The 25,084-nt window shown below is 45.4% G+C and carries 24 protein-coding genes and 1 tRNA gene; 16 read left to right on the forward strand and 9 right to left on the reverse strand.

Annotated features, from left to right (window positions below):
• Positions 1-138 precede the first annotated feature (138 nt).
• The 4 genes from ACRBG0_RS01330 to ACRBG0_RS01345 form a co-directional block, all read right to left on the reverse strand.
• Positions 139-294 carry a hypothetical protein gene (locus ACRBG0_RS01330; RefSeq protein WP_431485134.1) on the reverse strand — a complete coding sequence of 52 codons (156 nt, stop codon included), beginning with the start codon at positions 292-294 and terminating at the stop codon, positions 139-141.
• 60 nt (positions 295-354) lie between these two features.
• The gene (locus tag ACRBG0_RS01335) at positions 355-906 is read right to left on the reverse strand and encodes an RNA polymerase sigma factor (protein WP_431485135.1); all 552 of its coding nucleotides are present in this window, start codon (positions 904-906) and stop codon (positions 355-357) included.
• 58 nt (positions 907-964) lie between these two features.
• Entirely contained in the window at positions 965-3,502 is a 2,538-nt protein-coding gene (gene dnaB / locus ACRBG0_RS01340; protein ID WP_431485136.1) for a replicative DNA helicase, read from the reverse strand.
• Between the two features lie 342 nt (positions 3,503-3,844).
• Entirely contained in the window at positions 3,845-4,687 is an 843-nt protein-coding gene (locus tag ACRBG0_RS01345; protein ID WP_431485137.1) for a prohibitin family protein, read from the reverse strand.
• 161 nt (positions 4,688-4,848) lie between these two features.
• Here ACRBG0_RS01345 and ACRBG0_RS01350 point away from each other — a divergent pair, with 161 nt between their 5' ends.
• From ACRBG0_RS01350 to ACRBG0_RS01370, 5 genes are all read left to right on the forward strand, one after another.
• A complete protein-coding gene (locus ACRBG0_RS01350) occupies positions 4,849-5,187 on the forward strand; it encodes a c-type cytochrome (RefSeq protein WP_431485138.1) in 339 nt (112 codons plus the stop codon).
• Positions 5,188-5,674: 487 nt separating this feature from the next.
• Complete coding sequence (locus ACRBG0_RS01355) at positions 5,675-6,778, forward strand: anhydro-N-acetylmuramic acid kinase (protein WP_431485139.1); 1,104 nt, start codon at positions 5,675-5,677, stop codon at positions 6,776-6,778.
• Between the two features lie 157 nt (positions 6,779-6,935).
• Complete coding sequence (locus ACRBG0_RS01360) at positions 6,936-7,406, forward strand: DUF3291 domain-containing protein (RefSeq protein ID WP_431485140.1); 471 nt, start codon at positions 6,936-6,938, stop codon at positions 7,404-7,406.
• Positions 7,407-7,428: 22 nt separating this feature from the next.
• Positions 7,429-7,977: an N-acetyltransferase family protein gene (locus ACRBG0_RS01365; RefSeq protein WP_431485141.1), complete on the forward strand. Its 549-nt coding sequence runs from the start codon at positions 7,429-7,431 to the stop codon at positions 7,975-7,977.
• A gap of 9 nt (positions 7,978-7,986) precedes the next feature.
• Positions 7,987-8,790: a hypothetical protein gene (locus ACRBG0_RS01370; protein ID WP_431485142.1), complete on the forward strand. Its 804-nt coding sequence runs from the start codon at positions 7,987-7,989 to the stop codon at positions 8,788-8,790.
• 128 nt (positions 8,791-8,918) lie between these two features.
• Here the strand turns inward: ACRBG0_RS01370 and ACRBG0_RS01375 are convergent, their stop codons facing one another.
• Positions 8,919-9,458 carry a DUF6913 domain-containing protein gene (locus tag ACRBG0_RS01375; RefSeq protein ID WP_431485143.1) on the reverse strand — a complete coding sequence of 180 codons (540 nt, stop codon included), beginning with the start codon at positions 9,456-9,458 and terminating at the stop codon, positions 8,919-8,921.
• 97 nt (positions 9,459-9,555) lie between these two features.
• Entirely contained in the window at positions 9,556-10,515 is a 960-nt protein-coding gene (locus ACRBG0_RS01380; protein ID WP_431485144.1) for an acetyl-CoA carboxylase carboxyltransferase subunit alpha, read from the reverse strand.
• A 274-nt stretch (positions 10,516-10,789) separates the two neighbouring features.
• Between ACRBG0_RS01380 and ACRBG0_RS01385 the strand changes: the two genes are divergently transcribed.
• The 8 genes from ACRBG0_RS01385 (at position 10,790) to ACRBG0_RS01420 (ending at position 19,566) form a co-directional block, all read left to right on the forward strand.
• Positions 10,790-10,863, forward strand: a tRNA-Asp gene (locus ACRBG0_RS01385).
• Between the two features lie 209 nt (positions 10,864-11,072).
• On the forward strand, positions 11,073-12,317 hold the full coding sequence (locus ACRBG0_RS01390; protein ID WP_431485145.1) for a tyrosine-type recombinase/integrase: 1,245 nt from the start codon (positions 11,073-11,075) through the stop codon (positions 12,315-12,317).
• Between the two features lie 5 nt (positions 12,318-12,322).
• Positions 12,323-13,156, forward strand: a complete 834-nt coding sequence (locus ACRBG0_RS01395; protein ID WP_431485146.1) for a hypothetical protein — start codon at positions 12,323-12,325, stop codon at positions 13,154-13,156.
• Positions 13,157-13,315: 159 nt separating this feature from the next.
• Entirely contained in the window at positions 13,316-13,492 is a 177-nt protein-coding gene (locus tag ACRBG0_RS01400) for an excisionase family DNA-binding protein (protein ID WP_431485147.1), read from the forward strand.
• 215 nt (positions 13,493-13,707) lie between these two features.
• The gene (locus ACRBG0_RS01405) at positions 13,708-16,551 is read left to right on the forward strand and encodes a hypothetical protein (protein WP_431485148.1); all 2,844 of its coding nucleotides are present in this window, start codon (positions 13,708-13,710) and stop codon (positions 16,549-16,551) included.
• 339 nt (positions 16,552-16,890) lie between these two features.
• Positions 16,891-18,381, forward strand: coding sequence for a hypothetical protein (locus ACRBG0_RS01410; protein WP_431485149.1), 1,491 nt, complete (start codon positions 16,891-16,893; stop codon positions 18,379-18,381).
• 1 nt (position 18,382) lies between these two features.
• Positions 18,383-18,775, forward strand: coding sequence for a hypothetical protein (locus tag ACRBG0_RS01415; protein ID WP_431485150.1), 393 nt, complete (start codon positions 18,383-18,385; stop codon positions 18,773-18,775).
• A 47-nt stretch (positions 18,776-18,822) separates the two neighbouring features.
• Positions 18,823-19,566, forward strand: a complete 744-nt coding sequence (locus tag ACRBG0_RS01420; RefSeq protein WP_431485151.1) for a hypothetical protein — start codon at positions 18,823-18,825, stop codon at positions 19,564-19,566.
• Between the two features lie 328 nt (positions 19,567-19,894).
• On the opposite strand, the gene ACRBG0_RS01425 is transcribed toward ACRBG0_RS01420, so the two are convergent.
• The 3 genes from ACRBG0_RS01425 to ACRBG0_RS01435 are packed head-to-tail and all read right to left on the reverse strand — an operon-like array spanning position 19,895 to position 21,634.
• Positions 19,895-20,509, reverse strand: coding sequence for a hypothetical protein (locus ACRBG0_RS01425; protein WP_431485152.1), 615 nt, complete (start codon positions 20,507-20,509; stop codon positions 19,895-19,897).
• Positions 20,510-20,515: 6 nt separating this feature from the next.
• A complete protein-coding gene (locus ACRBG0_RS01430) occupies positions 20,516-20,881 on the reverse strand; it encodes a hypothetical protein (RefSeq protein WP_431485153.1) in 366 nt (121 codons plus the stop codon).
• A 57-nt stretch (positions 20,882-20,938) separates the two neighbouring features.
• The gene (locus tag ACRBG0_RS01435; RefSeq protein ID WP_431485154.1) at positions 20,939-21,634 is read right to left on the reverse strand and encodes a hypothetical protein; all 696 of its coding nucleotides are present in this window, start codon (positions 21,632-21,634) and stop codon (positions 20,939-20,941) included.
• 308 nt (positions 21,635-21,942) lie between these two features.
• On the opposite strand from ACRBG0_RS01435, the gene ACRBG0_RS01440 reads away from it, so the two are divergent.
• The 3 genes from ACRBG0_RS01440 to ACRBG0_RS01450 all read left to right on the forward strand — a co-directional run.
• Complete coding sequence (locus tag ACRBG0_RS01440) at positions 21,943-23,586, forward strand: ATP-binding protein (RefSeq protein WP_431485155.1); 1,644 nt, start codon at positions 21,943-21,945, stop codon at positions 23,584-23,586.
• 3 nt (positions 23,587-23,589) lie between these two features.
• Positions 23,590-24,357, forward strand: a complete 768-nt coding sequence (locus ACRBG0_RS01445) for a hypothetical protein (RefSeq protein WP_431485156.1) — start codon at positions 23,590-23,592, stop codon at positions 24,355-24,357.
• Positions 24,358-24,584: 227 nt separating this feature from the next.
• On the forward strand, positions 24,585-25,084 hold a 500-nt coding region (locus ACRBG0_RS01450; protein WP_431485157.1), incomplete at its 3' end, for a type I restriction endonuclease.

A 25,084-nucleotide genomic window follows, 5' to 3' on the forward strand; every position in this document is an offset into this window, starting at 1 on the left:
TCGGAGATCGGAAGTGGGAATTTAATAAGGGTATATACTAGTCAAGTATCCAGTTCGAGTCTCCTAACAAGTTGGTGTCGTCCCTAATGTGACCAAATACTTCCGACTTCCGCTTTCTGACTTCCGACTTCGCCCCCCCTAACGCTTCCACCACCGCTGCCACCACTTCAGCGACTGTGGATCGGGTGCCCGATATACCCAGGAGATGACGTTCTCAAAAGGAACGGGGTCAAGTATACCTTTGAATCTTTCTAGATGTTGTTCTATTTGGGAATTGGAAGGTTGCTGATTCATGGGTAGTAAAATTTACAGGCCGTTTCTGCTAGCGTTATTAAAGTCCAACTTAGGTCGTTTCTAAAACAAGATGGAGGTATAAATATGGAGTCGCTCACCAACGCTGAGGCGACGCCCGTCTTCTGCTAGTGTTTTACGGAGATGTTGACGAGCCCTGCTCAAACTGGTTTTGATGGCTCCTTCTGTACTTTGTTGTAATGCTGCAATCTCTTTTATTTTGAAACCGCTGATCTCAAATAGTTGTAGCGCCTCGGCCTGTTTCTTGGGCAATTGATCGATTGCTTTTAGCAAAAAACTAATGTCAAGCGCGGTTGCGGCATCCCCGAGACGGCTCTCCAAGGCATTTAATTGCTGTTCATCCCACTGCCCTCGAAAAGGTGCCCGGCGGCGGTGGTTGCGTACGAGGTTGTTGACCACCCCGATCATGTAACCGAGCAATTTGTCCCTATCCTTGATCTTTTCCCAATTTGCTAGGGTAGCAAGTATGGCTTCTTGCACCAAGTCTTCTGCCGACATTACACCAAAAGCTTTGCTACTACAGTAGCGTACCAACTTTTGGTGGTGTGGTTCGTACCACTGTAGAAAGGCCGATTTTGCGGTTGAGTTTGCCATCTTATTCGTGTCTTTATTACTATAGTAACGTTTAGGCCGAAAAGGTTACAGACACCCGCTAAAAAGGAATATCCTCCCCATCGTTCATCTTCGACGGTTTGGTAATAATGTTGTTGAAAGGACTCTCGAAAGTGTCGCCAGGGAGGTCGCCAAAGTCGGGGTCGTCCATATTGGAGAAACGGGCAAACTCGCCGGTAAATCGCATACGGACATCCGTAAGCGCACCCGCCCTGTTTTTGGCAACGATCAAGTCAGCTACGCCTTTCAGCGATTGGCCTTCTTCATCCTCAAGAATTTGGTAGTACTCTGGGCGATAGATAAACATTACCATATCCGCATCCTGCTCAATCGATCCAGATTCACGTAAATCACTAAGCATTGGTCGCTTATCTCCACCTCGAGTCTCTACTGCACGACTCAGCTGAGAAAGTGCAATTACAGGTACATTCAATTCTTTCGCAAGACCTTTAAGTGCACGCGAGATAGCACTTACCTCCTGTTCTCGGTTACCGCCTTTGTTTTCACCGCCGCCACTCATCAGCTGTAGGTAGTCAATAATGATGAGTTGGATATCGTACTGCATCTTCAAACGGCGACATTTGGCTCGTAGTTCAAAACTGTTGATGCCGGGCGTATCGTCGATGAAAATGGGTGCATCCGCTACTTTTTCAATAGCAGTATGCAGCTGTTGCCACTCGTATTCTTCTAGTTGCCCATTACGCAGCTTGCTGCCGGGGATCTCCGCTTCCATGGAAATAATCCGCTGAGCCAGCTGCAGGCTCGACATCTCCAAACTGAAGATTGCCACCCCTTTATTGAAGTCTAAGGCTGCGTTTTTGGCGATGGATAAGGTAAGTGCAGTATTGTGTGTGACAGTCATGTCACCCAATAGGAAGCGACGATTACCATCGATTTCAAAACCGTAATAATCATCAATACCATCATCTTCCAGTTGGATGCCGGTAACCTGCCAGTCGACCAGGCTTTTCCACGGATTGGCCTGTTTGCGTTTTACCTTGCAAGGGACTTCATCTATGTTGCCATAAATCCGTAGATGATATACCGTACTGGTGTAGTCAATCGACGTAATACGGGCTTCTTTAGCTTTCATGCTTACGCGATAACCTAAAGAATCACAGAGGAATTTGATCTGTTGCGTTAGCGCTTTGTTCTTCTGGGTTATCTCAAATCCATTTGATTGCTCCAAGTAGTGACCATCACTGTCGATGAGGCCCGCTAATAATTTTAGACGATTTTCTCTTGAGTTGATGAGATAGTCTTGCGGAATATGCTTGTTGTTTAATAGATTCAACTCCCGTAGCTGCCCTTGGAGGGAGTAGCTGCTTGGGCCAATATCGTTACTGATGCGATATTCCGGGCATTTTCCTTCTCCTTCGTATACATGAAGACGCATACCTAACTGGTCTGCGTAATTTCCTAGGTATGTTACAATTTCTTCATCTTGATTAGTGATACCACTTTTGCTCGAAGAACCGTCACCTAGCCAAAGTCCTAAGAAATAAGGAGGTAAGGGCAAATTGCGTTCGGCAAAATCAACCGCTACTTTATAGCCTTTATAGTTAGTTTTAAATTTTTGAGACCGACTCAAATAATCACGGACTTCAATATCCAGTACAGCTTCTTTTTCTCCTCGCCCTTCCTGGCGACTTTTTTTGAGCGAGAGGATATGGCTTTCGTTGACGCGGTAGTCCATGCCTTTATTCTGGCGCACCCAGTACATCCGCTCCCGTCCACGGGCTAGGGTTAAGACCGTTCGTGGAGTAGAATCGTCACCCATCAGTAGGTCTCCTACCTGAATGTCTTCTACGGCCTTGATACTGCCGTCGTACATGAGTACAGGCGTGCCTTTTCCAAGGCACTTTCCCATCCCTGGCCGCGCCGCCAAAATGATCAAATCCGACTTCTGAAAACCACTCGTCAGGCGGTCCAAATCGGTGAATCCAGTAGGTACACCCGTTAATCCATCTTCGGTGTCTTTGAGTTCTTCAATCTGCTTGAGGAGCTTACTGGCCAAGGCACCCATGCGGTCGACACTCCGTCCCATGTTGCGTTCGGCAATCTTAAAGAGGTTGGTCTCAGCATCATCCAAGAGGTCAAAAACGTCAGTGGTATCCTCAAAAGCGTCGTTGATGGTTTTGGTAGAAATCCGGATCAGCTCACGCTGGATAAATTTTTGGGCAACAATCCGTGCATGGTATTCAATGTTGGCTGCAGAAGCCACTTTGTTCGAAAGTTCTGCCAGGTAGGCGGGGCCTCCAATGGCTTCCAGTTCCCCTCCTTTCTTTAGCTCTTCCATCACCGTCAGCAAATCAATCGGCTGAGAGCGTTCAAAGAGTCGTAGAAAAGCACTGTAAATCATCTGGTGCGCATCCACATAGAAGGCGTCGTGTTGCAAAACATCCAATACTTGTGTCAAGGCATCCTTTTCCAATAGGATAGCACCAAGAATGGCCTCTTCCAGTGGAGTAGCTTGCGGAGGTACCTTGCCAAAAACGTAGCTAGAGAGGTCATCTCCGCCCTGTTTTCCAGCACTAGCTGTACGTCTTTTCTGTTTATTTTTGAATGGTTCTGCCATAGTATACAAAACTACGACCTTTTCAGGAAACAGAAGGGGAGATTTTGCCAACGAGCAGTGTTAATAAGCCTGTTTTTGTGTGGATAACTTTTACAGCACCATCATCGCGGCACAAATACGATTGTTCGACAATGGGGTTTTTAAAAAAAAATGCGCGAAAAGGACATAGCCTAATCGCGCATTTTTCAAAGTCGGAATACGGAGGTGGGAAGTCGGAAGTATTTGATAAAACTAGAGGATTGTCTCCTTCTTGTCTTCAACTTTTGTAAAACTCAGGAAAGTATTCACATCGTTCACGTGTATCACATTACTTCCGACCTCCGCTTTCCGCTTTCCGACCTCTTAATTTCCTCCCAAAATCAAGGGCAGTCCATCGGAGCCATCACCACCTACGATGATGACCTTGCTATTGGGCGAGTTGGCCAGCTCCAGCGTTGCTTCAATACCTTTATCCCGCAGGATATTGGCACTCAAACTGGCGTTCAGAATCTGGTTGGCACGCGCCTTGGCTTCTGCTTCAATGATCCGGCGCTCTGCTTCCTGGCGCTCTTTGGTTAGGATAAACTCGTATTTCAGAGACGACTGTTCTGCCTCTAGCTTGTCTTCAATGGCTGAACGCACTTTCACCGGCAGCTCAATATCACGGATGAGGGTAGCTTGCAAGTCAATATTGTTGGCGCCTAGTGATTTTTCTAGCTCGGTCTGAATCAGTGTTTGTACTTCGTCACGTCGGGTAGAGTACAGCTCTTCGGGCGTAAACTTACCGATGGCTTCCCGCACTGCCGAGCGCACTTCAGGGCGCACTAGCGTATTGGCGTAGTCTTTACCGAATTTTTCGTGCAGCACGCCAATTTTATCATATTTAGGGTTCACCCGCACCGTTACGTCCAGGGCTATGTTAAGACCGTTGTTTGAAAGGGCATCGATCTTTTCTTCAATCTGCTTTTCACGTACATCGTAAATGTACATGGTGTTCCAGGGAGCTAATACGTGAAAGCCCGGTGTGTATACCATAGACTTGTCAATACCCCCGTCAAAACGACGGAAAAGTACGCCGCGCTCTCCGGCATCAATAGTCAGGAAGGTTGCACTGGAAAAAATAACCAATACCATTAGTACCAGAAAACCAATCACCGCAGCACTTATCAGTTTACCTTGGCTGGTTTTGTATCGTTGATCACTCATAAATTTAACTTAGCTTTTATTATCTATACAAGGTAACAGTTTATTCCTACAAAGAGGTTTGATTTTTGGACAAGTAAAAGGTTTTAGCCGAGAAACGGCGCTATTTATTCGGCGGTGTAGTACATTTACCAGCAAAATAATAACTAAAAATACTCCTTAATATGAAACAGACGTTGGCATTTTTGCTCATCGCAACCTTTGTTTATGCTTGTGGCAGTTCGGATACGCCTGAAGAAACAAGTGGCGCTCAGCAGGCCACAACGGCTACTTCCCAAGCTGATGGCAAGAAGATTTACAAGCAATATTGTGTGACCTGCCATGGTCTTTACGGCGACATGGGGGCTAGTGGTGCTTTTAACCTTACGACCAGCGAACTTCCTGTTGCCGACCGTATTGTTGTGATTACCAAGGGGCGTGGTGCGATGACACCCTTCGAAAACCTATTGGATGCTGATGAGATAGCTGCAGTAGCGGAATATACCCTGGAGCTGAAAAAGTAATTTTTTGAAGTACTGGGCACACTTGCTACAAGAATGAGGCAGAAAGCGAGTGACAAGGGCTGTATAGCTTATGAGGGGCCTCCCCGCCTTGTAGGACGGGGCGCTACGCTACGTAGCTCACTGTTCGTTCGGCCCCAGCAAAGCTGGGTCTGGCCCGCTTGCTGCGGCCCACTACTACGCATCGCTAGGCCGTAGGGCAGGTGTGACGTTCCAGGGTGTGGACCCGATGTCGTGGGGCGTCTTCAGGCGACGATGTACCTGGTTTTGTGCCAAACCAGTGACTGCTTACTTGTTGCCGAAGGTATTGGCTTTTTGGCCTAGCGATGTGCAGCAGCTGCCCGGCACGGGCAGGCCCGCAGGGCTGAGTGAATAACGAACTGCGCAACGTAGCGCCCCGCCCCCGAGGGCGGGGAGGCCCATGAAAAGTAGATAGAACAAGAATAAACATTAGACCACCGATTCGTTAATACTAAAAAAACGTACTGTTATGTCTACATTTTCGGTGGTGGGCCTCATGTCGGGCTCTTCTTTAGACGGGGCCGACTTGGCCTGGTGTACCTTTCAATTTTCGGAGGATGATCCCGCTGCACTGCTTCATTGGACACTCCATCGGGGGGTGACTATCCCTTATGATGAAAGCTGGCAGCAGCGGCTGCGTAATGCTCCCGCGCTGAGTGGCCGTGAGTTGTGGCTGTTGCATACCGAGCTGGGCTTGTATTATGGCAAGATCCTGCGAACTTTCCTTGATGAATTACCGGAGAAAGTCGATTTCGTGGCGAGCCATGGGCATACCGTTTTTCATTACCCCGATCAGCAAACAACAACTCAAATAGGTGATGGTGCTGCCATTGCGGGGGTGCTAAATGTGCCTGTGATCGATCAGTTTCGCACACAAGATATGGCGCTGGGAGGGCAGGGAGCTCCTTTGGCACCTCTGGCGGATCAGTATTTTTTTTCTGAATATTTTGGCTGCCTGAATTTGGGAGGCATTAGTAACATCAGCATCAAAACAGGCCGTGGTTACGTGGCCTTCGATGTAGGTGGTGCCAACCAGGTATTGGATGCCATGATGCAGGAAATTGGCCAAGATTACGACGAAAATGGGCAGCTGGCTCGTACGGGAGCGCTGATTCCTGCCTTAAAGCAAGCTGCGGACGCGCTGCCATTCCATGTGCAATTACCGCCCAAATCTTTGGGTAACGATTGGGTGCGCGAGCAGTTGTTGCCCCTTTTTCAAGACGAACAATACGCTTTGGAGGATCGCCTGCACACGTATTGTCACCACATGGCTGGGCAGATCGCTGCCAGCCTGCGGCAGGTAGCAGAAAGCGAGCAGCTGAAACTTACTGATCAGCAACAGCTTTTGGTGGCTGGCGGAGGGGGCTTCAATGCTTTCTTGTGCGAGTGTATCGCCGCTGCGATTGAGCCTGTGCAACTAGAGATTGCTGATCCTGATATCATCGCTTTCAAAGAAGCGGCGCTCATGGCTTTGGCAGGGGCTCTGCGTTGGCAAAAATACCCCAATCTGATACCTTCTGTAACGGGAGCAAGCCGAGCAGCCGTTGGCGGGGCCATCCATTGGGCAGGGTAGGTTGTCAGGTTTGTTACGAGATAGTGTTTCCCGTTTAACTTCTGTGACTATGTGTTGAAATGAGAAGACTGGATTGTTTTGATCACATAGGCATATAGTTTGATTTTGTGAGGCTCTGTTTTTTCTTAAAAGCGACGCTGTGTAAAAAAAGTACAAAATGAAAATTGAAAAAATGCACTTGGCCCAAGTCAATGTTGCCCAAATGAAGGAGCCGTTGGATAGTCCTTTGCTGGCAGAATTCGTTCATTTTTTGGGGCCGATCAACGAATTGGCCGAAAAGCACCCCGGTTTTGTGTGGCGCTTGAAAGACGAAGAAGGGACTTCTGCTACCAGCATCGAAACGCCATTTACGGACGATATGGTGATCATCAATATGTCGGTATGGGAGAGCATCAACCAGCTGCGGCAGTTTGTATACCACACCGCTCATAGCTATTTTGTGCGCAACGGCAAGCAGTGGTTTGAGCGGATGGAGAAGCCTCACCTGGTGCTTTGGTGGGTGCCGGCAGGCCATGCGCCCACGCCGGAAGAAGCTGCCGAAAAATTGGAATTATTGGATGCACAAGGCCCAGGGCCAGCAGCATTCAATTGGCGACAAATGTATGATGCTGCGGGAGAGGAACTTTGAGTAATCTAGACTAATGTGAAGTATGAGAAAAGAGAATAGGATACTATCTCCTTCTTTGTCACTTGAGCCCGTGACGGAAGACAATGCGGCCACGATTTTACCCCTCATGCAAGCTTGTTACCCTCCTGTATATGCGCACCTGTGGGCGGATGGTGGGGAATGGTACCTGCGCGAAACGTATTGTGTGGAAGCAGTGCTAAAGGATCTGGCGGAAATAGAAGCTCCTTACTGGATCGTTAAGTGGAAGGGCAACCCTGTTGGTATTCTGCGCTGGCGGCGGCACAAGCCCTGTGTTGATTATCCGGACAAAGTAGGACTGAAGCTACACCGTATTTACTTACATCCAAGTACGCATGGCCAAGGTGTGGGCCGGCAATTGATGGCCGCGACGGATGCTGAAGCCCGCTACCTGGGTAAAGCATTAGTGTGGTTGGAGGCAATGGATACTCAACAGGCAGCACAGGGCTTTTATGAAAAAATGGGGTATCGGGTAACTGGCACCTTGCGCCTGAGTTTTTCGCGGATGCATGAGAAATACAGGGGGATGGTGAGGATGACGAAGTTGTTATAAAAAGAAACGATGAAGACCTTTAAATTCATATGGGGTATCCTATTGTTCATCCTTCTCACCGTTGCTACTCAAATTGGGGGAGTGGTATATTTGGGGAGTTTGCTATGGAAGCGCTTGTTGCCTAGTGAGCGTTGGAGCTGGGCTTGTTTTCCTGGATTGTACCTGTTGGTCTGGTTAGTTGTTCCGTTTTTTGCTCGGTTAGATGGGAGAGTGCCGCTGCCGTATCGGGCGACAGAGGAGGTTCCTTTGCAGGCGCAGCATATTTTTACGGTGTTGGCCAATCGGCATTATGTAAAACCAGTTTTGAAGTCAGAAGTTATCGCTGTTGCGCAATTGCTGGCGAAAGAAACCCCGGGGGCAGTCGTCACTTACCTGGATGCTAACTTCCCGTTCTTTGATGGATTCCCTTTGCTTCCTCATCGCAGTCATGATGATGGTGAAAAGATTGATCTGGCTTTTTTTTATGAAAAAGGAGAAACCCTAACGAGTAAGGCTCCAGGTTTTTTAGGGTATGGGCGCTGTGCAGGTCCGCTTGATGGAGAAGCTAACCAACCTGCTGCTTGTGCAAAGAAGGGCTACTGGCAGTACAGTGTTTTGCCACGGCTGGCTAAGCCTTTTCTTGGGAAGAAACACGTTTTAGCCGAGCAGCCAACTCGCCAGCTCGTCCGTGCTTTTTCCCGCCGTAAGGCAATCGGTAAATTGTTTTTGGAACCTCATCTGAAGACCCGTTGGGGGCTAAGTGGCTACGGAAAGATTCGCTACCACGGTTGTGCTGCGGTGCGACATGATGATCATTTGCATGTACAGTTGTAGAAGTCGGAGGTGGGAAGTGGGAATTCGGAATTAACAGGGGACACTTAAGTCGTTCATGGCTATAGTACAAATGCGACTAGCTATATGAAAATACTTCCGACTTCCGATTTCTCACCTCCGACTTTAAATTACGCTACTTTCTGCGGTACCGTCTTGGCAAGCACCTGTTCATACTGTTGGATGATTTGCTGAGGTGTACTTTTGGCAGGCATGTCTAGCATGAGGTCGTAGCAGGAGGGATTGGTTGCTACGGGCCCGATTTTTAGCCCTGCACGGGTATGGAGTGCTAGGTATTCAGTAAACTTGGAGGACTGAGGAAAGAGGCAGATAAGAACCTCTAGATCAAGGTTGAGCCAGTGGGTGATGGCGTCGCCGTTGGGGCGTTGGGCCCAGTCGATCTGGCGAAGGGTAAAGAAATCGAAAGAAAAGGTCGCTTCTTTATCGGCGGTAGCGATAAAACCTAGGGTGCTGACCTTTTTGCCCTGCTTGCGCAGTTTGTCGGCGTATGCGAGGGTCTTTTTGCGGTAGTCAATATCGGTGGCATCGAAGAGAATGCCGATGGTTTTGGCTTCTTCAATATTGCGAGGTACCCGGCCCTTGTTACGTGCTATTTTAGCAGGTAAGGACTTTAGGTAAAACCGTTCTTTGATGCGATCAATAATTCCCATAGATACAGAAACAAGTCGTGAATGGAAGTTGTTTAGGGGCGTGTTTGGGGTTTGTCCTTGACAAGGATAAGTCAAGATTTAGGTTCCCAATACGCTCTTACTCCGTCACGACATCATAAACGCCAATGTTAGCGTATTTATTGATTCGGGCTTCAATCCGTTCTTCTGTATCCATTTCCTGTAGCTCGGCTATGGCTTTTTTCAGCTGACGCTTAAGTATTTTGGCCATTTCTTCAGGATTAGCGTGTGCGCCGCCTGTAGGCTCTTTGATAATGTCATCAATAATGCCGAAGGAGAGCATATCGTCGGCGGTCAGCTTCAATGCCTCCGCAGCTTGTTCCTTGTAATCCCAGCTGCGCCATAGAATCGAAGAACAGGATTCTGGAGAAATAACCGAGTACCAGGTATTTTCGAGCATAAATACCCGGTCGCCCAGACCAATACCGATGGCGCCACCACTGGCACCTTCGCCAATAACTGCACAGACAATAGGCACCTTCAGTTGAGCCATTTCAATCAGGTTGCGGGCAATAGCTTCCGACTGGCCTCTTTCTTCCGCCTCGATGCCTGGGTAGGCTCCTGGAGTATCTATCAAGCAAACCACAGGGTAGTTGAAGCGTTCGGCAAGTTTCATCAAGCGTAGCGCTTTTCGGTAACCTTCAGGGTTGGCCATGCCGAAATTGCGGTATTGGCGCATTTTGGTGTTTACCCCTTTCTGGTGCCCGATGATCACGACAGTCTGCCCGTCGAGGTTGGCTATACCACCTACAATGGCCTTGTCGTCCTTGAAGTTGCGATCACCATGCAACTCAACAAACTTGCGGCTCATTTCCCTGATGTAATACAGGGTATAGGGGCGCTCTGGATGGCGGGATAGTTGTACCCGTTCCCAACCGGTGAGGTTGCTATAAATTTCTTTGCGGGTAGCACGGATCTTGTTTTCCAGTTCCTTGATGGAATCAGACATGTCCAAATCTCCTTCTTCTGCTACTTGCTGGATTTTTTCCAGCTGCTCGTATAATTTCTCTAAAGGCTTCTCAAATTCCAGGAATACCATATAGTAGACGTTTTACAGTTCTCGGGTAAAGCGTAGTTTCCCATCAGAACTTCTTATTTGCTTCGCAAAGGTAGTACAAAAGGATAAATGAGAAAATGAGAAAAAAATTATATTAGTTAAGGTATTCATTATCAGTGTTTTTGTGCCGAAGAGAGAATGTGTGAAAGAAAAAAAAGTAATTTTTTTTTGCTTAGGTATTGCATGGAAGGAAAAAGCGTCTTAAATTTGCACCGCTGTCGAACGAATGAGTTCAATTATAACGGCGAAGAAATATGGTCCGGTAGTTCAGTTGGTTAGAATACATGCCTGTCACGCATGGGGTCGCGGGTTCAAGTCCCGTCCGGACCGCTTTCAATTCTTTGACTTTTAAAGTCAAGTAATTACAATTTAAGACAAATAGCTCTGATTTTATCAGGGCTATTGTCATTTTAGGCCTCGCCAGAAGTGGACAAACGAGGACATTTATAGTCAAATCGAATTTGCACTGGTAATTGCACCAGAAAAAGTAATGAGCACACCGCTGTCTGTCAATTGATTTTCAACCAAATCTTAGACAGATGAAGATTATTGCTTTTCGGTTAATGCATAGTTCTGAGCGTAAAAAACGAGTTAATAAGGATGGTACGGGTATCATCTGGATTTACGCTTATCAACGTGGTACAAATCGCAAGACTCAGCAGAAGTACTTTTCTACTGGCGTTCGGGTAAAACCAGACCAATGGAATAAGAAAAGTCGCCAGGTAATAAAGCACCCTAATGCTTTAGCTTACAATTCTCTACTGAGTAGAAAGATGGCAGAGTTAATGGAATATCAAATTGATATGATTAACGAACGCCGAGGTGAACACATTTCTTTAAATGAGTTCTATGAAAGATTTACGGCAACTGGTGGAAAGGAACTCTCGTTTGCTTCTTTTTATCAAATGATTGCTGAACAAAGGAAGGAGATTTCTGAATCAACACGTCAAACCCAACTTAATACGCTTAATCATTGGCGTACAGCCGTTGGAGATACACCGTTTCGGGAATTAAACTACGATACACTCGATGCTTTTCATCAGTACTTACTTGGAGAAGAAAAAGAACTGACCACAATTGATAAGTACCATCGGCACGTGAAAACTTACATTAATATAGCCGTTAACAAAGGTTTTATTAAATCAGAGCTTAATCCTTATAATAATTTCAAATACGATAAGGGGAGAGCACGGCCTAAAGGTTTTTTACGATTAGAAGAGTTGGAGTTGATCGAATTGATGGAGATAAAAAGCCTCAGCTCAGAACAGGTTAAAGCTAGAGATATCTTTTTACTGATGGCTTTCACTGGGTTGCGTTTCAGCGATGCTGTCTGTATCAAACCCCATAATATTACAAAGACACGAAAAGGCTATCACTATAGCGCTTTGATGGTGAAGAACAGACGTCGTGCGAAAAAGGAAATAAACTTACCGTTATATACCTTTTTTCATTTCGTAGATGAGGAAGAAAGTCGTGCGCAAAGATGGATGAAGTATTGTCTCGAAAAGTACGGCAGTAGACCCAGAGCAGCCTTGTTTGAAGGACTAAGTAACACCGTCGTTAATGAAAACATCAAAGCGGTAGCACGAGTAGCAGGCTTGGACAAGCATTTGACGTGCCACGTAGGAAGACATTCCTTCGGTACAAATATGGCGGTAAAAGTTCCTATTCCCACTTTACAAGGTTACATGGGGCATTCTAAGATAGAAACCACCATGCAGTACGTCAATATGAGTAAGAAAATCCAGGATGATGTGATGGAACGGATACGTTGGGAAAAGTAAAAAAGATGAGTAGTAAAAAAGCCAGAAAGGTTAGTTTTAAGTTGTTTTTGAACAAATCTGCATCTCGGAAAGAGAGTGGCTTCCATCCTGTTTATTTACGAATTACTTACAATCGGCAGAACACTAAAGTACCGGATGTGCTTGTGAATGGGCGCTACCTGATGTGGAAAGAGGAAGACCTTGAAGCCTTCGAAAATGACAATATCACTAAAGTCATTCGAGGACACGCTAAGCATCTGAAAAAATCCTTAGATTTTTACGAAAATATTATCAGGTACGAAGATGCCAACGAGCAGGACGATTACTCGGTTATTGGTATAGCCGATCGTGCGCGATTTTTTAGAACAAGTATATTTCCAGACTTCTGGATGATTCTTGAATACTTGGAGCAGCTTGAGTACGAGTCCTTGTTCGCTTCAGGGCAAATCAATGCTAAGTATCCTGATTGGACTTTCCCTAAAAAGTTAGAGGAATTAGGCGGACTAGTTTCTGAGGGCTTCAAAAGAATGCAAGAATTGTATGCATTAGTTATTCTGTATGATTTCGATTACTACAATGACTACAAAGAGGACTATATTTTTGGAAGTACTTATTATCACTGGATCATAGATGATGGATTAGATCGGTTTAAGGATTTTCTTACGGACTATTTTGGTTCAAAATCTCGAATTGATGAAGATTATTTGACTGATCGTTTATCAGACCAAAAGGATATGCCGAGTACCGATTTTCATTTAAAAATGATATTAGAGCATCTTCCTCCCAAAAAAGAGTACCAGCAGCTCTACATTAATCTACTCAAAAATCATTGTGGTAAGTTCGCTAGTCGTGACAAGTAACTTTTTTTTCAGAAAAGGAATGACAATTCATTCTTTTTCGCGTGCCTTTTGTATATTTACGGCAGACATCGGTGTGTCTCATTTTTTTACTACAAATGAATGACAAGTCATTCTTAAATTAATTATCAACTTATTATGGATAAAATCGATCAACCATTAATGCTGAGTATAAGAAGTATTGCAGTAAGACTAGATGTGAGTACTCGAACTATAGTTCGAATGCACAAGGATGGCAAAATCAGATTGTACAGATTAGGAGGCAAGTTATTTGCCAAATACGATGAACTCAAAGAAGATCTTGAAGCAGCACTCGACCCAGTTCTCTCTAATTCTTAAACACGAAAAGCACTGAACGGCCATTCAGTGCTTTTCAAAAACATCTCATTGATGTCTAATTACAGTCCCAAAATAACGATTCTCACCGGAGAATACAAGTTTTTGCATCAATTCGTCTCTTTATTTAGGCGATTGGTTTTCAGTCTTATAGATCTCGCTGTACCTCTCACGAGGCATCCTGTACGATTCTCTAACCTAATGAAAAACGTATAAGGATGAAGCAAGAAACACTAGTTCTAACCCAGATTGCCCCCAGCACGAGGTTAAACACCCCCGTTACTTTCTTTAGAAGTGTCAAGGTTCTTAATGGGGCAGCTCCACTAAAAGTGGTCACACTCGAAGCCCTTTTTGAAGAAACCAGTAAGGATGCTTGCCGGCAAAAGACGGAGTTCTTGCGATCCCTTAAGATGACAGATACCCTTGCTTACAAAAAGCAAAAGGTAGAAGAACTGACTCCATTCGTCATTGGAGATTGGGAAGTACGAGGCATTTTGAACGATGCCCCACCCCTGATTCTTTTCGATATTGACGGAGGTGATGAAAACAGCTATCTCTCTAATTTTTACCGGGTTTCGGATAGTCCCTATGTCTACCGGATGGAGCAGAGTGTCGGCGGTGGCACCCGTATTTATGTATGGGCAAGCTATCCCGAAGGAAAACGGAAGGATGCCTACCTGGCCATCGCACAGCACTTGAGTGAAGTACTCGGTGTGCCTTTAAAAAAGAAGGGTGAACAGCAAGATGAACACATCGACACTAGCACATCGGATATTTCTCGTATGTGGTTTCCTGCGTATACGACTCCCACTCAGATTTACTATAATGAACAGAGTGAAGTGTTTGAGTATACCCCCCTTGAATCAAAGAAGCACAACGGTTCCCCTACTCAAAAACTGTTGCCAAAATACAAGATCGAATTCACCGAGGAGGAAAAAGTCCAGGATGTTATCCGGCAGATCGAAGAACGCCAGTTGGATCTTACTTCCGGAGTAGAAGCTTGGTTTGCGAAGGTACTTCTACCACTAGCAAATCAGTTCGGGGAAGTGGGGCGGCAGTATGTCCATGCCGTTAGTCGATTTCATCCGGATTACAATGCTAATGAAACGGATCAGGAGTTTGATCGGGCACTAAAAAAAGACAAGGGTTTAGTGTCTATAGGTTCTTTCTTGGCACACGCACAAGTAAATGGAGTATCGTACGATGCTCAGCGGATAATGGCCCAACGAGAGTCGGTGAATGGCCAACCCAGATCGTTGCCCCCACCCTCTCCCAAACCAGCGCCACTCAGAAGGACGCCAAATGGGGTGCTAATCATCCAAACACCAGATCCAGTTATTGATCAGGAGCTACCAGCACCTGAATCCGGCAGTCTGGAGATAAAGGACGGTCGCTACTACCTTCCTTCCAACAGGAGAGGCAAGGAGCATGTCAGTAATTTCACGATTACACCGCTCTATCTCTTGACGGACAGCAGGGAGCCCAAACGGATTCTACAGTGCACGAATATCTTTGACGAGAGTGCCATTATCTGCTGCCCGGTCAGGAGCTTATCCAAACCGAGTGAGTTTGCGGCGATCATCGAGGGTAAGGGGAACTTTGTTCCTTCCTGGACCGGCTCCCAGTTTTCAGTAATAAAAGAGTACCTCTACCAACATGAGATGCAGGCGGAGGAGATCGCCATTTTAGGGCACCAACCTGAAACGAACCTATACGCCTTTGCCAATGGTGTATTCGACGGTGAGAACTTCTACGAGGTTAACGAATACGGCATCGTTGATATTAATGATCAGAAGTACTACCTACCAGCCTTCAGTAAGGTAAATGAGGATGCTGAACAGGAGTACCATAATGAGCGAAAGTTTGTCTTCCAGGCTGGGAACTCCTCCTTTAGTGAATGGGCAAGTTGTCTTTGTGCTGTGTTTGGTAACAATGCCAAAGTTGGCATCTGCTATGTTGTAGCCGCCGTGTTCCGGGATATTGTTTTCCGGTACGCAAATTGCTTTCCTTTGCTCTTCCTTTTTGGGCCTAAGGGCACCGGTAAGACCACATTCCGGAATGCCATGCACCGGCTGTTCGGCCAGTACGGAGCGCACGATGCGATCGGATTGGGCAGTGCCTCAAGCCCGAAAGGTTTTGCCCGTAAGCTGGCGCAGGTTCGCAACGGCCTACAGGCATTCGAAGAGTATAAGAACAAGATCAGTCCAAACCTGATCGAGATGCTGAAGAATGTCTACGACGGCATCGGCTACGAGCGGGCACAAACCACCAACGATAACCGTACTCACGCAACCCTGGTAAATTCCGCCGTCATTCTCGGTGGTCAGGAAATGCCGACCAAGGAAAACGCCCTCTTTAGTCGTGTACTGCTTTTGCTTTTCAATAAGACCAAATTCTCAGCTGCTGAGAAGGCGGCTTACAATGAGCTAGAACGGAAGATTGAAGGCGGCTTGGGTGATGTGTTGCTGGAGATATTACAACACCGGAAAATTGTGGAAGAGAACTTCCTAGCCGTGTTCCAAAAAGTCTACGGGCACTTACGCAAAGATTCCGTCACCAGTCATCTGGAGGAGCGGACGCTGACCAATGTGGCGGCGCTCCTGACACCGTTCAAGATTCTTTCTGCTCACCTGGAATTCCCCTTTGATTACAAAGAGGCTTACATCTTCATACGGGAGCGAATCAAGGCACAGGCGGAATACATGTCGAAGACCAATGAGGTCAATCAGTTTTGGCAGGTATTTGATGCTTTGGATCAAAATAAGATTCACCGGGATACGCACTACAAGATTACAGGTGGAGGGCTGCTTTCCATTGACCTGAAGCGGGTCTTCCCTATTTACTATGAGCAGGCGACTAAGCAGAACCTCAATGTGCTTGATGAGTCCACGCTTAAGAGCTATTTGATGATGCAATCCTATTTTCAAAGTGCTAAGGATAATCGGTCAACTACCCGAGTAACACTGGGGGAACCTCCTTTCGCTAAGTCGGTCCGCTGTATGCAGTTCCAAGTGGAAGGTATGAAGGACCTTGATTTGGATTTTATCGAGCGTAAATCTTAAGTGAAGTGGTCAAAATAATAATCATACCACCTTAAGTACTTGTAAATCAGGAAAATATCCTTGACCGCCTTTGACCACTCTTGACCACTTGAAAACATAACTAACTGAAAATCAATAAAAAGCACTATGCCTGTTTTGACCGCTTTTGACCACTACTCATTTCGCATGACTACGAGTTAAAATAGGATAACGGTCAATCGGTCAAGAAGAAGGCCTTTAGTGGTCAGCTTCAATGTATTCTTTTTCAGTTAGTTAATGCCTTTTTTGACCGCTTGACCGCTTTGACCGGCATTTTTATGACTTCCAGAAAAAAGAAATCCAACTCTAAAATTTATATGCATGAAACAACTAAAAACGCTACCCCATGATGAGGAGTTCTTCTCCGTTTACGCGATGCTCATTCGTACGATTCGTCGTAGTAAGACGGCTGCCCAGTTGGTCAGTGCTGCTACGGAAATTGGGATTATTTATACGGCTTCGCTATCAGCATTGCAACCCATTTTCCCAGACGTAGCTGCTGTAATTGCGTTAGGAGTTGCATTGCTGGGTACTGCCGTTATCGAAATCGGTCTGCGGGTGTTGGCCCCGCAATCGGTAGACGCGGTTTTGTACCGCCGCTACGCGGGTTTACATCTTCCGATGACCATCGCTGTCGCTTTGTTAACCATCGTTCTGCTAGGAACCTCTGGGTTGCTGTCTTTCAAAAACTCAAAAGTTATCGTTGACACCTTCGCTCCGGAGGCTACTCAGCAAGAAACGACCCCCGTTGACAGTATCTATCAATCGCAGGAGCAGGAGGAGCGGATATTGTTCACCCAAGACAGTACGTCACTTGCGGAACGGTTTGCAGCGGAGATGACAGCCACTAGTACTGCCTTTGATCAAAGCATTGCGGTAAAGGAACGTGAACTGCGGAATTACCGCCATAAAGAAATCAGAACAAAGCAAAGTTTCGCGACTAGAAAAGATCAAGTCCTTTTGGAACGTGATCAATTAAAAGCGGAACGTGCACAAGCTTTGGCGCAATTAGAGCGCCAGCGGCAAGCTGCGTTTACTGATCTGAGAACAGCGGCTAAAGACGCGTTAACCCTTGTAAGCACTGCGTATACAGTTGAATTGGATAGTATTAAACGAGTGAACACCCTAGCGCTTCAGCAGCGTGATACTACCGTTAGTAACTATGGCCTTGGCTTAGGCTGGTTTACCTTGGTTTGTCTGTTCATCTTCTGCGTTGCCGTCATTCTGGATCGTGTTCACGCTAAAGGCTCCGGTATCGAAGACAAGGTAGAAATCAGCCAATACGACTTCATGCCTTCGGTTTGGATAAACGCCTGGCAGGCCCTACGTGAACGCCTGAACTACTGGTTTCAGGAGCGGATCAAGCGTTTTCAGGATGCCACACCACCCGCGCCCCTTCCTACTGATAGAGAAGAACTTTACGACCCTACGACGATCAACAACATCAAGATCACCTTACGACTAGAGCAAGAAGCAGCAGCCAGCGAGGAGGATAATGTGATTCTGATTCCCAGCAAACGTCGCCAGATAGGCTTCCGACAAGCTACCGAAAACACGGACACGGAGCGTGCACACACGAAAAATTCGTGTGCTATAAAGGACACACCAACCGAATATGATTTACGGCAGTGGAAACAACGTCTGAAAGACTACAAGAAACGCTTAGGCCGCCATACACAAAAGAAACTGGTTACTGAGCGCAGAGGCGAAACAGTGAGTTCACGAACGCTCTCTGCTATTGAGAACAACCAAAAATGGGTGGAACACTATACCCAGCTTTTAGAACAGTATTCAAACCTAAATAAGGATTAAGATGGAAGAAGACAAAAGCTATCTCTCCGCTTTGCAAACCTTTGTGAACGTTTTGGAGGAGGAAACCCGGCAGGTTGTTTACGTCATTCGTGATGCCCCCGCTAGCGAGCTTCGAAAAGCAGGTAGCCGTTCTAAGCGGTTCACGTTTTTTTGTGTCAACTGTAGCAAACTAACCACCAAGCGTAGCCGTGCTCGCTACTGCTGTGCCCGTTGCCGGAAACAAGCAGAACGTAAACGCGAAGCTGCCATCTCGTTTTTGGATGCTTTCAAGGAGGATTTAGGCCTTCCCTTACGGCGAATAGCGACCAAGGTGCTACTTAGGCGTGACAAGAAGCCGGGAAAACCACTAAGAAAAGAACCGAATAGCTGTGACACCAGTGTGCACAATTGTTAACGCGCTGTTCACGGTCTTAACTTGGTGGCAAATAAAACAAATACAAGATGTCTAGTAAAGTACACATTGGTGCCCGGATTGAACCGGAACTGCACGAAGCCATTACTGGCAGTGCTCAGGAAAAAGGTATTACGCTCTCTGAAGAAGTTAACCGACTTTTGAATCAGGGGCTTGTACGAAGAGATCGCTCCGACCTCCCACCTGCTGTAGGAGAGCAGGAACTCACCATTCTCCATCCCCATTTTCCAAAAGCCTGGGTCCAGGAATTGCTGTACATCGTCAACGATGAATATGAAGCCTGGGAGGGTACACCATCGGTAGAAGAATTCATTGAAGATCTGGCCGAACGCGTAGAAGAGCGCGCGGGAGAAGAGGCAGAAGAAAACGAGCAGTCTGAAAGGCTAATTGACCTGCCGGAGGAATTCGTGGAAGCACTAGAACAAACCTGGAACGACTTGATCCAACTTGCGGATGAAATAGATGATCGAGAAGTTTTCCTGCTTCAATGGGCGAGCCTACTCGAGGAAGCCATTGCTGAGGATGACGATACTACCAGCGAACAGGAAGTCGTACTCCGTTTTGATGATGCTACTCGTGATCAGCTCCGAGAACTGCTCTCTGCCAGAAACCGAAAGCAGGGAGGACAAAACGATGATACCGCACTAACACAACTGATCTGCCAATTGCTTGGTGAGGCACTACAGGAAGGTGCTGGGCCGCTGTTCTTCGGTGGTTACGAGCGAGAGGAGATGGGTAGAGTAGGGGAGGAGATGTTAAAGGTTAGCTCCTAAATCAAAGAAATTGAATACAATTTTTAACAACACTTGTCTGCGTATGTGGGCAGGTGTTTTTTCTTTACATCAGGAGATAACCTTGTGTTAAAACAAGCCGTATACCTTTTATTAGTAAGTTGTCCCAAGAAGAAAAAATGGAGATCATAATGCATTCGCGCTAATGGCCAGTACGGAAACTTATTATGTAGTTAGGGTATTCCGGGTAGGTTTTGATGATGTATAATATGCGACTAATAAAGATGAGCGTGGATAATGCAAATGAGCTGTAGTTTCACAATGATGAACTATCCCTTGTGCCACTACAGCTTCAAATGCTAGCAAAAAATCATTTTTTAAAATCCATTTGGGGCGTATTATCTTCTGTAAGTTCATCTAGAGTGGCAGGAGTATCTTCTACCAATAGGAGAGGTACAGCGTACTCATTCATAACACTCCTAGGATTTATTGCATCAATGTTTGAAGAATCCGCTAACTCAAGCTTCCGTTCAATGATCATTTTAGCTATTTCATTTCTCAGCTGTCGCTCTTGTACGAGGTGTTCCTTATAACTTCTTGAGGTGGAACCTAGCTCTGTACCAATCATGAGAGTAAGCGAGAATGAGGAGACTGCGATGCTAATTGGAATAACTAATCCTTTGCTCAGTTCTTGCACGTCACTCTTTGTGAAGAAATAGAGACAAATCCCTCCTATGAAGGTCATCAATGGGCCGAATACTGCTCCTACTATTGGGTTTTCGCTTAATCCAATGAATAGTCCCATGACTAGACCGAAAATAGCGAAGCCCAAACTGAGAAGGAGTAGCTTTGCTGCAGGAGCGAATGCTTTTTTGTTTGCCTTCATTATTACAAAGGATACAGCTGTTAGTACAAGAAATAGAATAGTTATTCCCTTTATGCAATAAAGAGAGAATGCCGGCCAGAGGTCATATACTTGATGCATGTGAATTTAATTTTGAATTTGAATGAGACTATCTTGAACCAGAGAATCAATGATAGCGTCATTTCCATCGTGGAACTTCAAAGAAGGACCAGTATAGATATACTTTCGCTTGTACAGCCTTGTCTTGCTGTCAATACGAACATACCAATAGGAACCTTTCTTGTTTTCATCTATATCTATTCGAACGTATTCATGCCATCGATCAATAGCAATGGCTTCTTTTAAGTACGTTTCCCGTTTGAGACTATTCTGATCCCATGGTGCTGCGTACAGAATTACTTGTGAATGTGCTTTAACAACGAAGATTTCGACTACAGAATTTGCTGCTGAATTGGGGAGCAGAAATATAGACAGGATCAGTATGTATTTCATGATTGAAGGGATTGTAACGACACGACCAAATAGTCGTGCCGTTCATTGAATAATTGATTACCGTTTGGCCTTCTCTAGGGCCTTTTTTATGCCATCTTCGTATCCGAACATGGTGTAATCAATGCTCATATTGTTGAGCATGTCTCTCATGTCGCGCTTGTCGCGAATACCATGTGGGTAGTGTTCAACGCGGTTCCATGAGGCGTAGGAAACGCCAACCAAGTCATCCTTGTCATTCTTTGCGACCTGTACTAAAGTGCGACCAACAAACGTGATCAGCTCCAGGCCCAAGGCCGTGTAAGGATTCGCGGCAGCTTTTAATACTTTCTCAACAGATTTGCCAAGGCTCTTGAAGTCGCCGCGTTGCAATACTTTCTCTGCTAGGTCAGCCTGCTCACGGAGCTTCTGATCACTTTCATAGGCCAGCAATAGCCAGTGGATGTCCTGAGGGATCTGCTGATTTTGGTACAACACATAGCCTGCATCACCAAAGGTGAAGATGTGGCCATCTTTGATGTGAGTAGCCTCATGGAATACACGAGTACTGATGATCGACTTGACCGCGTTTTCCAAGATGGCGCGCTTCTCGCCTGGATCATTGGTCTCTAAGTAGCCACTCATGTCGGGAAGGCCACTATGATCTGTGCTAATGAAGCTTAGTAGCTTAATTTCGGCCTTCCCTTTCCCGAAGAAGAGAAAACCTTTTTCCCGATTGTCATAGACTTTCAGGCGATTGATACGGAAGTAAAACATGGTTAATTGAAGTTTGGTAAAGCAATTGTTTTCGGAATCATCTGATATCTCTGACATCATCTGATACTGCAAAGGTGAGGACTTCAATTACCATTAAGTGTAATATTCATTAACTGTGATACAAGGAATAATTAACGGCCAAATTTAGAATTCTTAACAGGACGCAGAGTAGCAATATAGGCTCTAGGTAACACGTATTTGGCACTTAGGATAAATAGAAGGTGCTCTAACTTTTTGATGGAATTAAGAATTCTTAATCCAATCCTTTAGTAATTCCGGTTAGCTTTTGGTGAGGAAAGAATAACTTTATGAAAAGTCTTCTTCAAATGACCAATAACTCAAGCAGATTAGCATTTTTTTTAAGCTTCATCATTTTAACCTTAGCATTACTATTGATGAGTGCTTATGTCTATTCTAAGTATAAAAGAGTACAGTTAAGCAGAGATACTCCCTACAAGTATTTTCAAAAGTATGATGCATCGCGTTTTCGTGATTCTCTAGTTTATTTCGTCAACATTTCGGATCGTAATGAATTGCAAGCAGCTTGTCAGCAATTGACAGCAACTGGCTCAAGTATGAGGCTATTTGTAGATAGTTTGGATGGTACTATACTGGTAAACGCTAAAACTGAATGGATTGATTGTACGAATGCGGAAGCCGGAGGTCTAATGTGGGATACTGCTTTCCATAGCCTTAGAATTGGGTTGGAAGCGACGCCAAATAAATTTGTTACAGATAGGTATGAAGTAGAATCATCTCCGGAGAAAGAACGTTTTGGAGTATTCTATTATGACCAGAAAAGAGCGTGGATATTTGGACTGGTCATTGATCAGGAATATTACCGACAGGTATATGATGAGAACATTAATATCCTGAGCAAGGTACTTTGGTTCATCCCGGTTCTGTTTTTTGCTATGCTTATTGGTATCTTCTATTTGTATCGGCAGAGATACCAACTAGGGGACATGGCAGCTACACTGCAAGAATTCAAACTTGCGATGGATAGAAGCCAAACGGGGATTGCCTTGATGAACGCAGACTCATTAGTGACTTGGACCAATGATACTTTTGACGAATGGTATGGTACTGACTTTATCAATAAGAAACTGGTTGAGAAAAGCTCTTATCGAGATATTGAGAAAGCGATTAATAAATGCCTAGAGGAAGGAAAAGCGGAGTATAGAAACTCAGGGGTAAGAGATGGTAAACACATTGTTTCTGCGGTTACCTTGAGTCTTTTGGAAAAGGGAAAGTCTATAAGGATATTGATGAATACGACCAATATTTCGGAAGTTATTCAGACTTACGAAATTATTGCACATGATATGAAGGCTCCCTTGACACCCGCGAGAATATCAGCCTATAATATGATTGAAGACCTTCAAAAAGAGCAAGTCGATCTCAGAAGCTTGAGACAAAAGGCAGAACGAGTCCATACCGGTATTGTACGCTGCGAAAATTTTGCTCGGTCGCTGGAGGCTTGGGGTAAATATCAATCAGGAACATCTATTCTAGAGCCTGAAAATCGGCAGCTGTCGCAATTAGTGGGTGACATTATAAAGCACTTCACCATAGAGTTTACTCAAGCACATATTGAGGTTTCAACAAATATACCTGAGAGCATTTGGCTGAAGGTTGATGTTAGAAGTATGGAGGCGGTTTTTCGAAACCTCATCTCCAATGCCATTCGTGCAATGGAAAGCTCTACTATAAAAAGATTGTATGTTGAAGCACTAAATACGCCGGATTCTGTGCTGATAAGACTTCAAGATACAGGTGAAGGGATGGATGAACAGATGAAGGATGAACTATTTCAGAAAACGACTGCTCACAACGGAATGGGCACCTATATTACGCGCAAGTTTGTTGAAGAACATAATGGTAGAGTTTACGTGGAGGTGTCTATCCCTGGAGAGTTAACTATAATTACTATCGAACTTCCAAAAAGCTAAGCAATGAATAAGATTATTTTCGTAGATGATGACCGCTTATATTATGAGGCAGTACGTGACCTTGTGCAATCCAAATTACCAGAAGATTATCGCATTGAAAAATACATTAAGCATCCTGCACCAAAAGGCAATTTCGCTGATGGTCCTTTAATGCAATATCTGAGAAGTGAAATTGAGTCTTCAACCGACACCTATATCATCATGCTAGATCTGAAATATGGTTCACGTGAAGCAGAAAGCAAGGTAGGTATTGATATGGCTGAACACCTTATTGATGAATTTGGTACTGATGGCCAGGTCAAGATTTTATGTATGACCAATTATGCTAACCGGTTGTACTATGATCAACTCTATCAATTCGGTGTGCGAGTGTTCATCTTTAAACCTAACTTGGAGCATACAATCATGGCCGCATTAGATGCTGCCTTAAATAATGAAGTCTTTACTCCTGGATATGTTCCAGGAAAGAACGCAATTGATTCTGATACGAATATTTCTCTTGTCAGAGAAGAAGTTGCTAGGATGATTGCCAAGGGCTTTGCCAATAAAACCCTTCGACGAGAGGGGTATACATCTGTGGATGTGCAAAAACTTCAATTTAAGCGCGCAACTTCCTTGTCTTCACAAGCCCATATTTCTGATCATCGGATGCCAAATGATGATGAATGGAACGATGTGTATTTTCTCCTGTATTTCCTGGGAGAGAGAGACAAGGAGGTCATCGATTACTTGGAAAAGGTTTGCAATATTGAGATTTCTGTACCCAACTGACATCTTCTCTGCTTTAGCTATTTAAAACGCTGCAATGTTTGAGGGGTGCAGACGAGAATACCTACTTGTTTGATTGTACAGGACCTCTAAATGGCTGTTCTATTTTACCTCCCCTCCAAAACATTCCCTATCTTCCCCCGTACAAACAAGGACAAATGCTGCAAATGCAGCTAACCTTAAAAACTAAACTACGCGTTCCGTCCCCCGCGCGAACAACAGGCAGGAAGATGAAGCACACGATCAACCAGGATCCAGAGCAGCGTGCTCGCGACCAAATTGATGAAATGCTACGGCTAGCCGGATGGCTGGTCTACGACAAGAACAAAGGAAATATCTTAGATGGTACGGGCGTAGCTATCCGCGAATATCAGACGGAAGTGGGGCCGGTAGATTATGCCCTCTTCGTCAATGCGAAGCCGGTAGGGGTGATCGAAGCCAAGCGCGAAGAGGAAGGCCACCGCATCTCCGCCGTTGAGGAACAATCCAAGAACTATGCTGATGCTGCCTGGAAGTACGTCGGTGATCAGCCGATCCATTTCATTTACGAAAGTACCGGGACGCTTACCAATTTTACCGACCAGCGTGACCCTAAACCGCGTGCCCGCCGCGTATTCAGTTTTCACCGACCAGAAACTTTAGCTACCTGGCTCAAACAAACACACTCGCTGCGTGCCCGTTTGCAAAGTATGCCTGCGCTGAACAAGCAGGGACTACGCCCGGCCCAGAT

Origin of the sequence: Lewinella sp., from assembly GCF_050633125.1 — a bacterium.
Classification (GTDB): domain Bacteria; phylum Bacteroidota; class Bacteroidia; order Chitinophagales; family Saprospiraceae; genus Lewinella.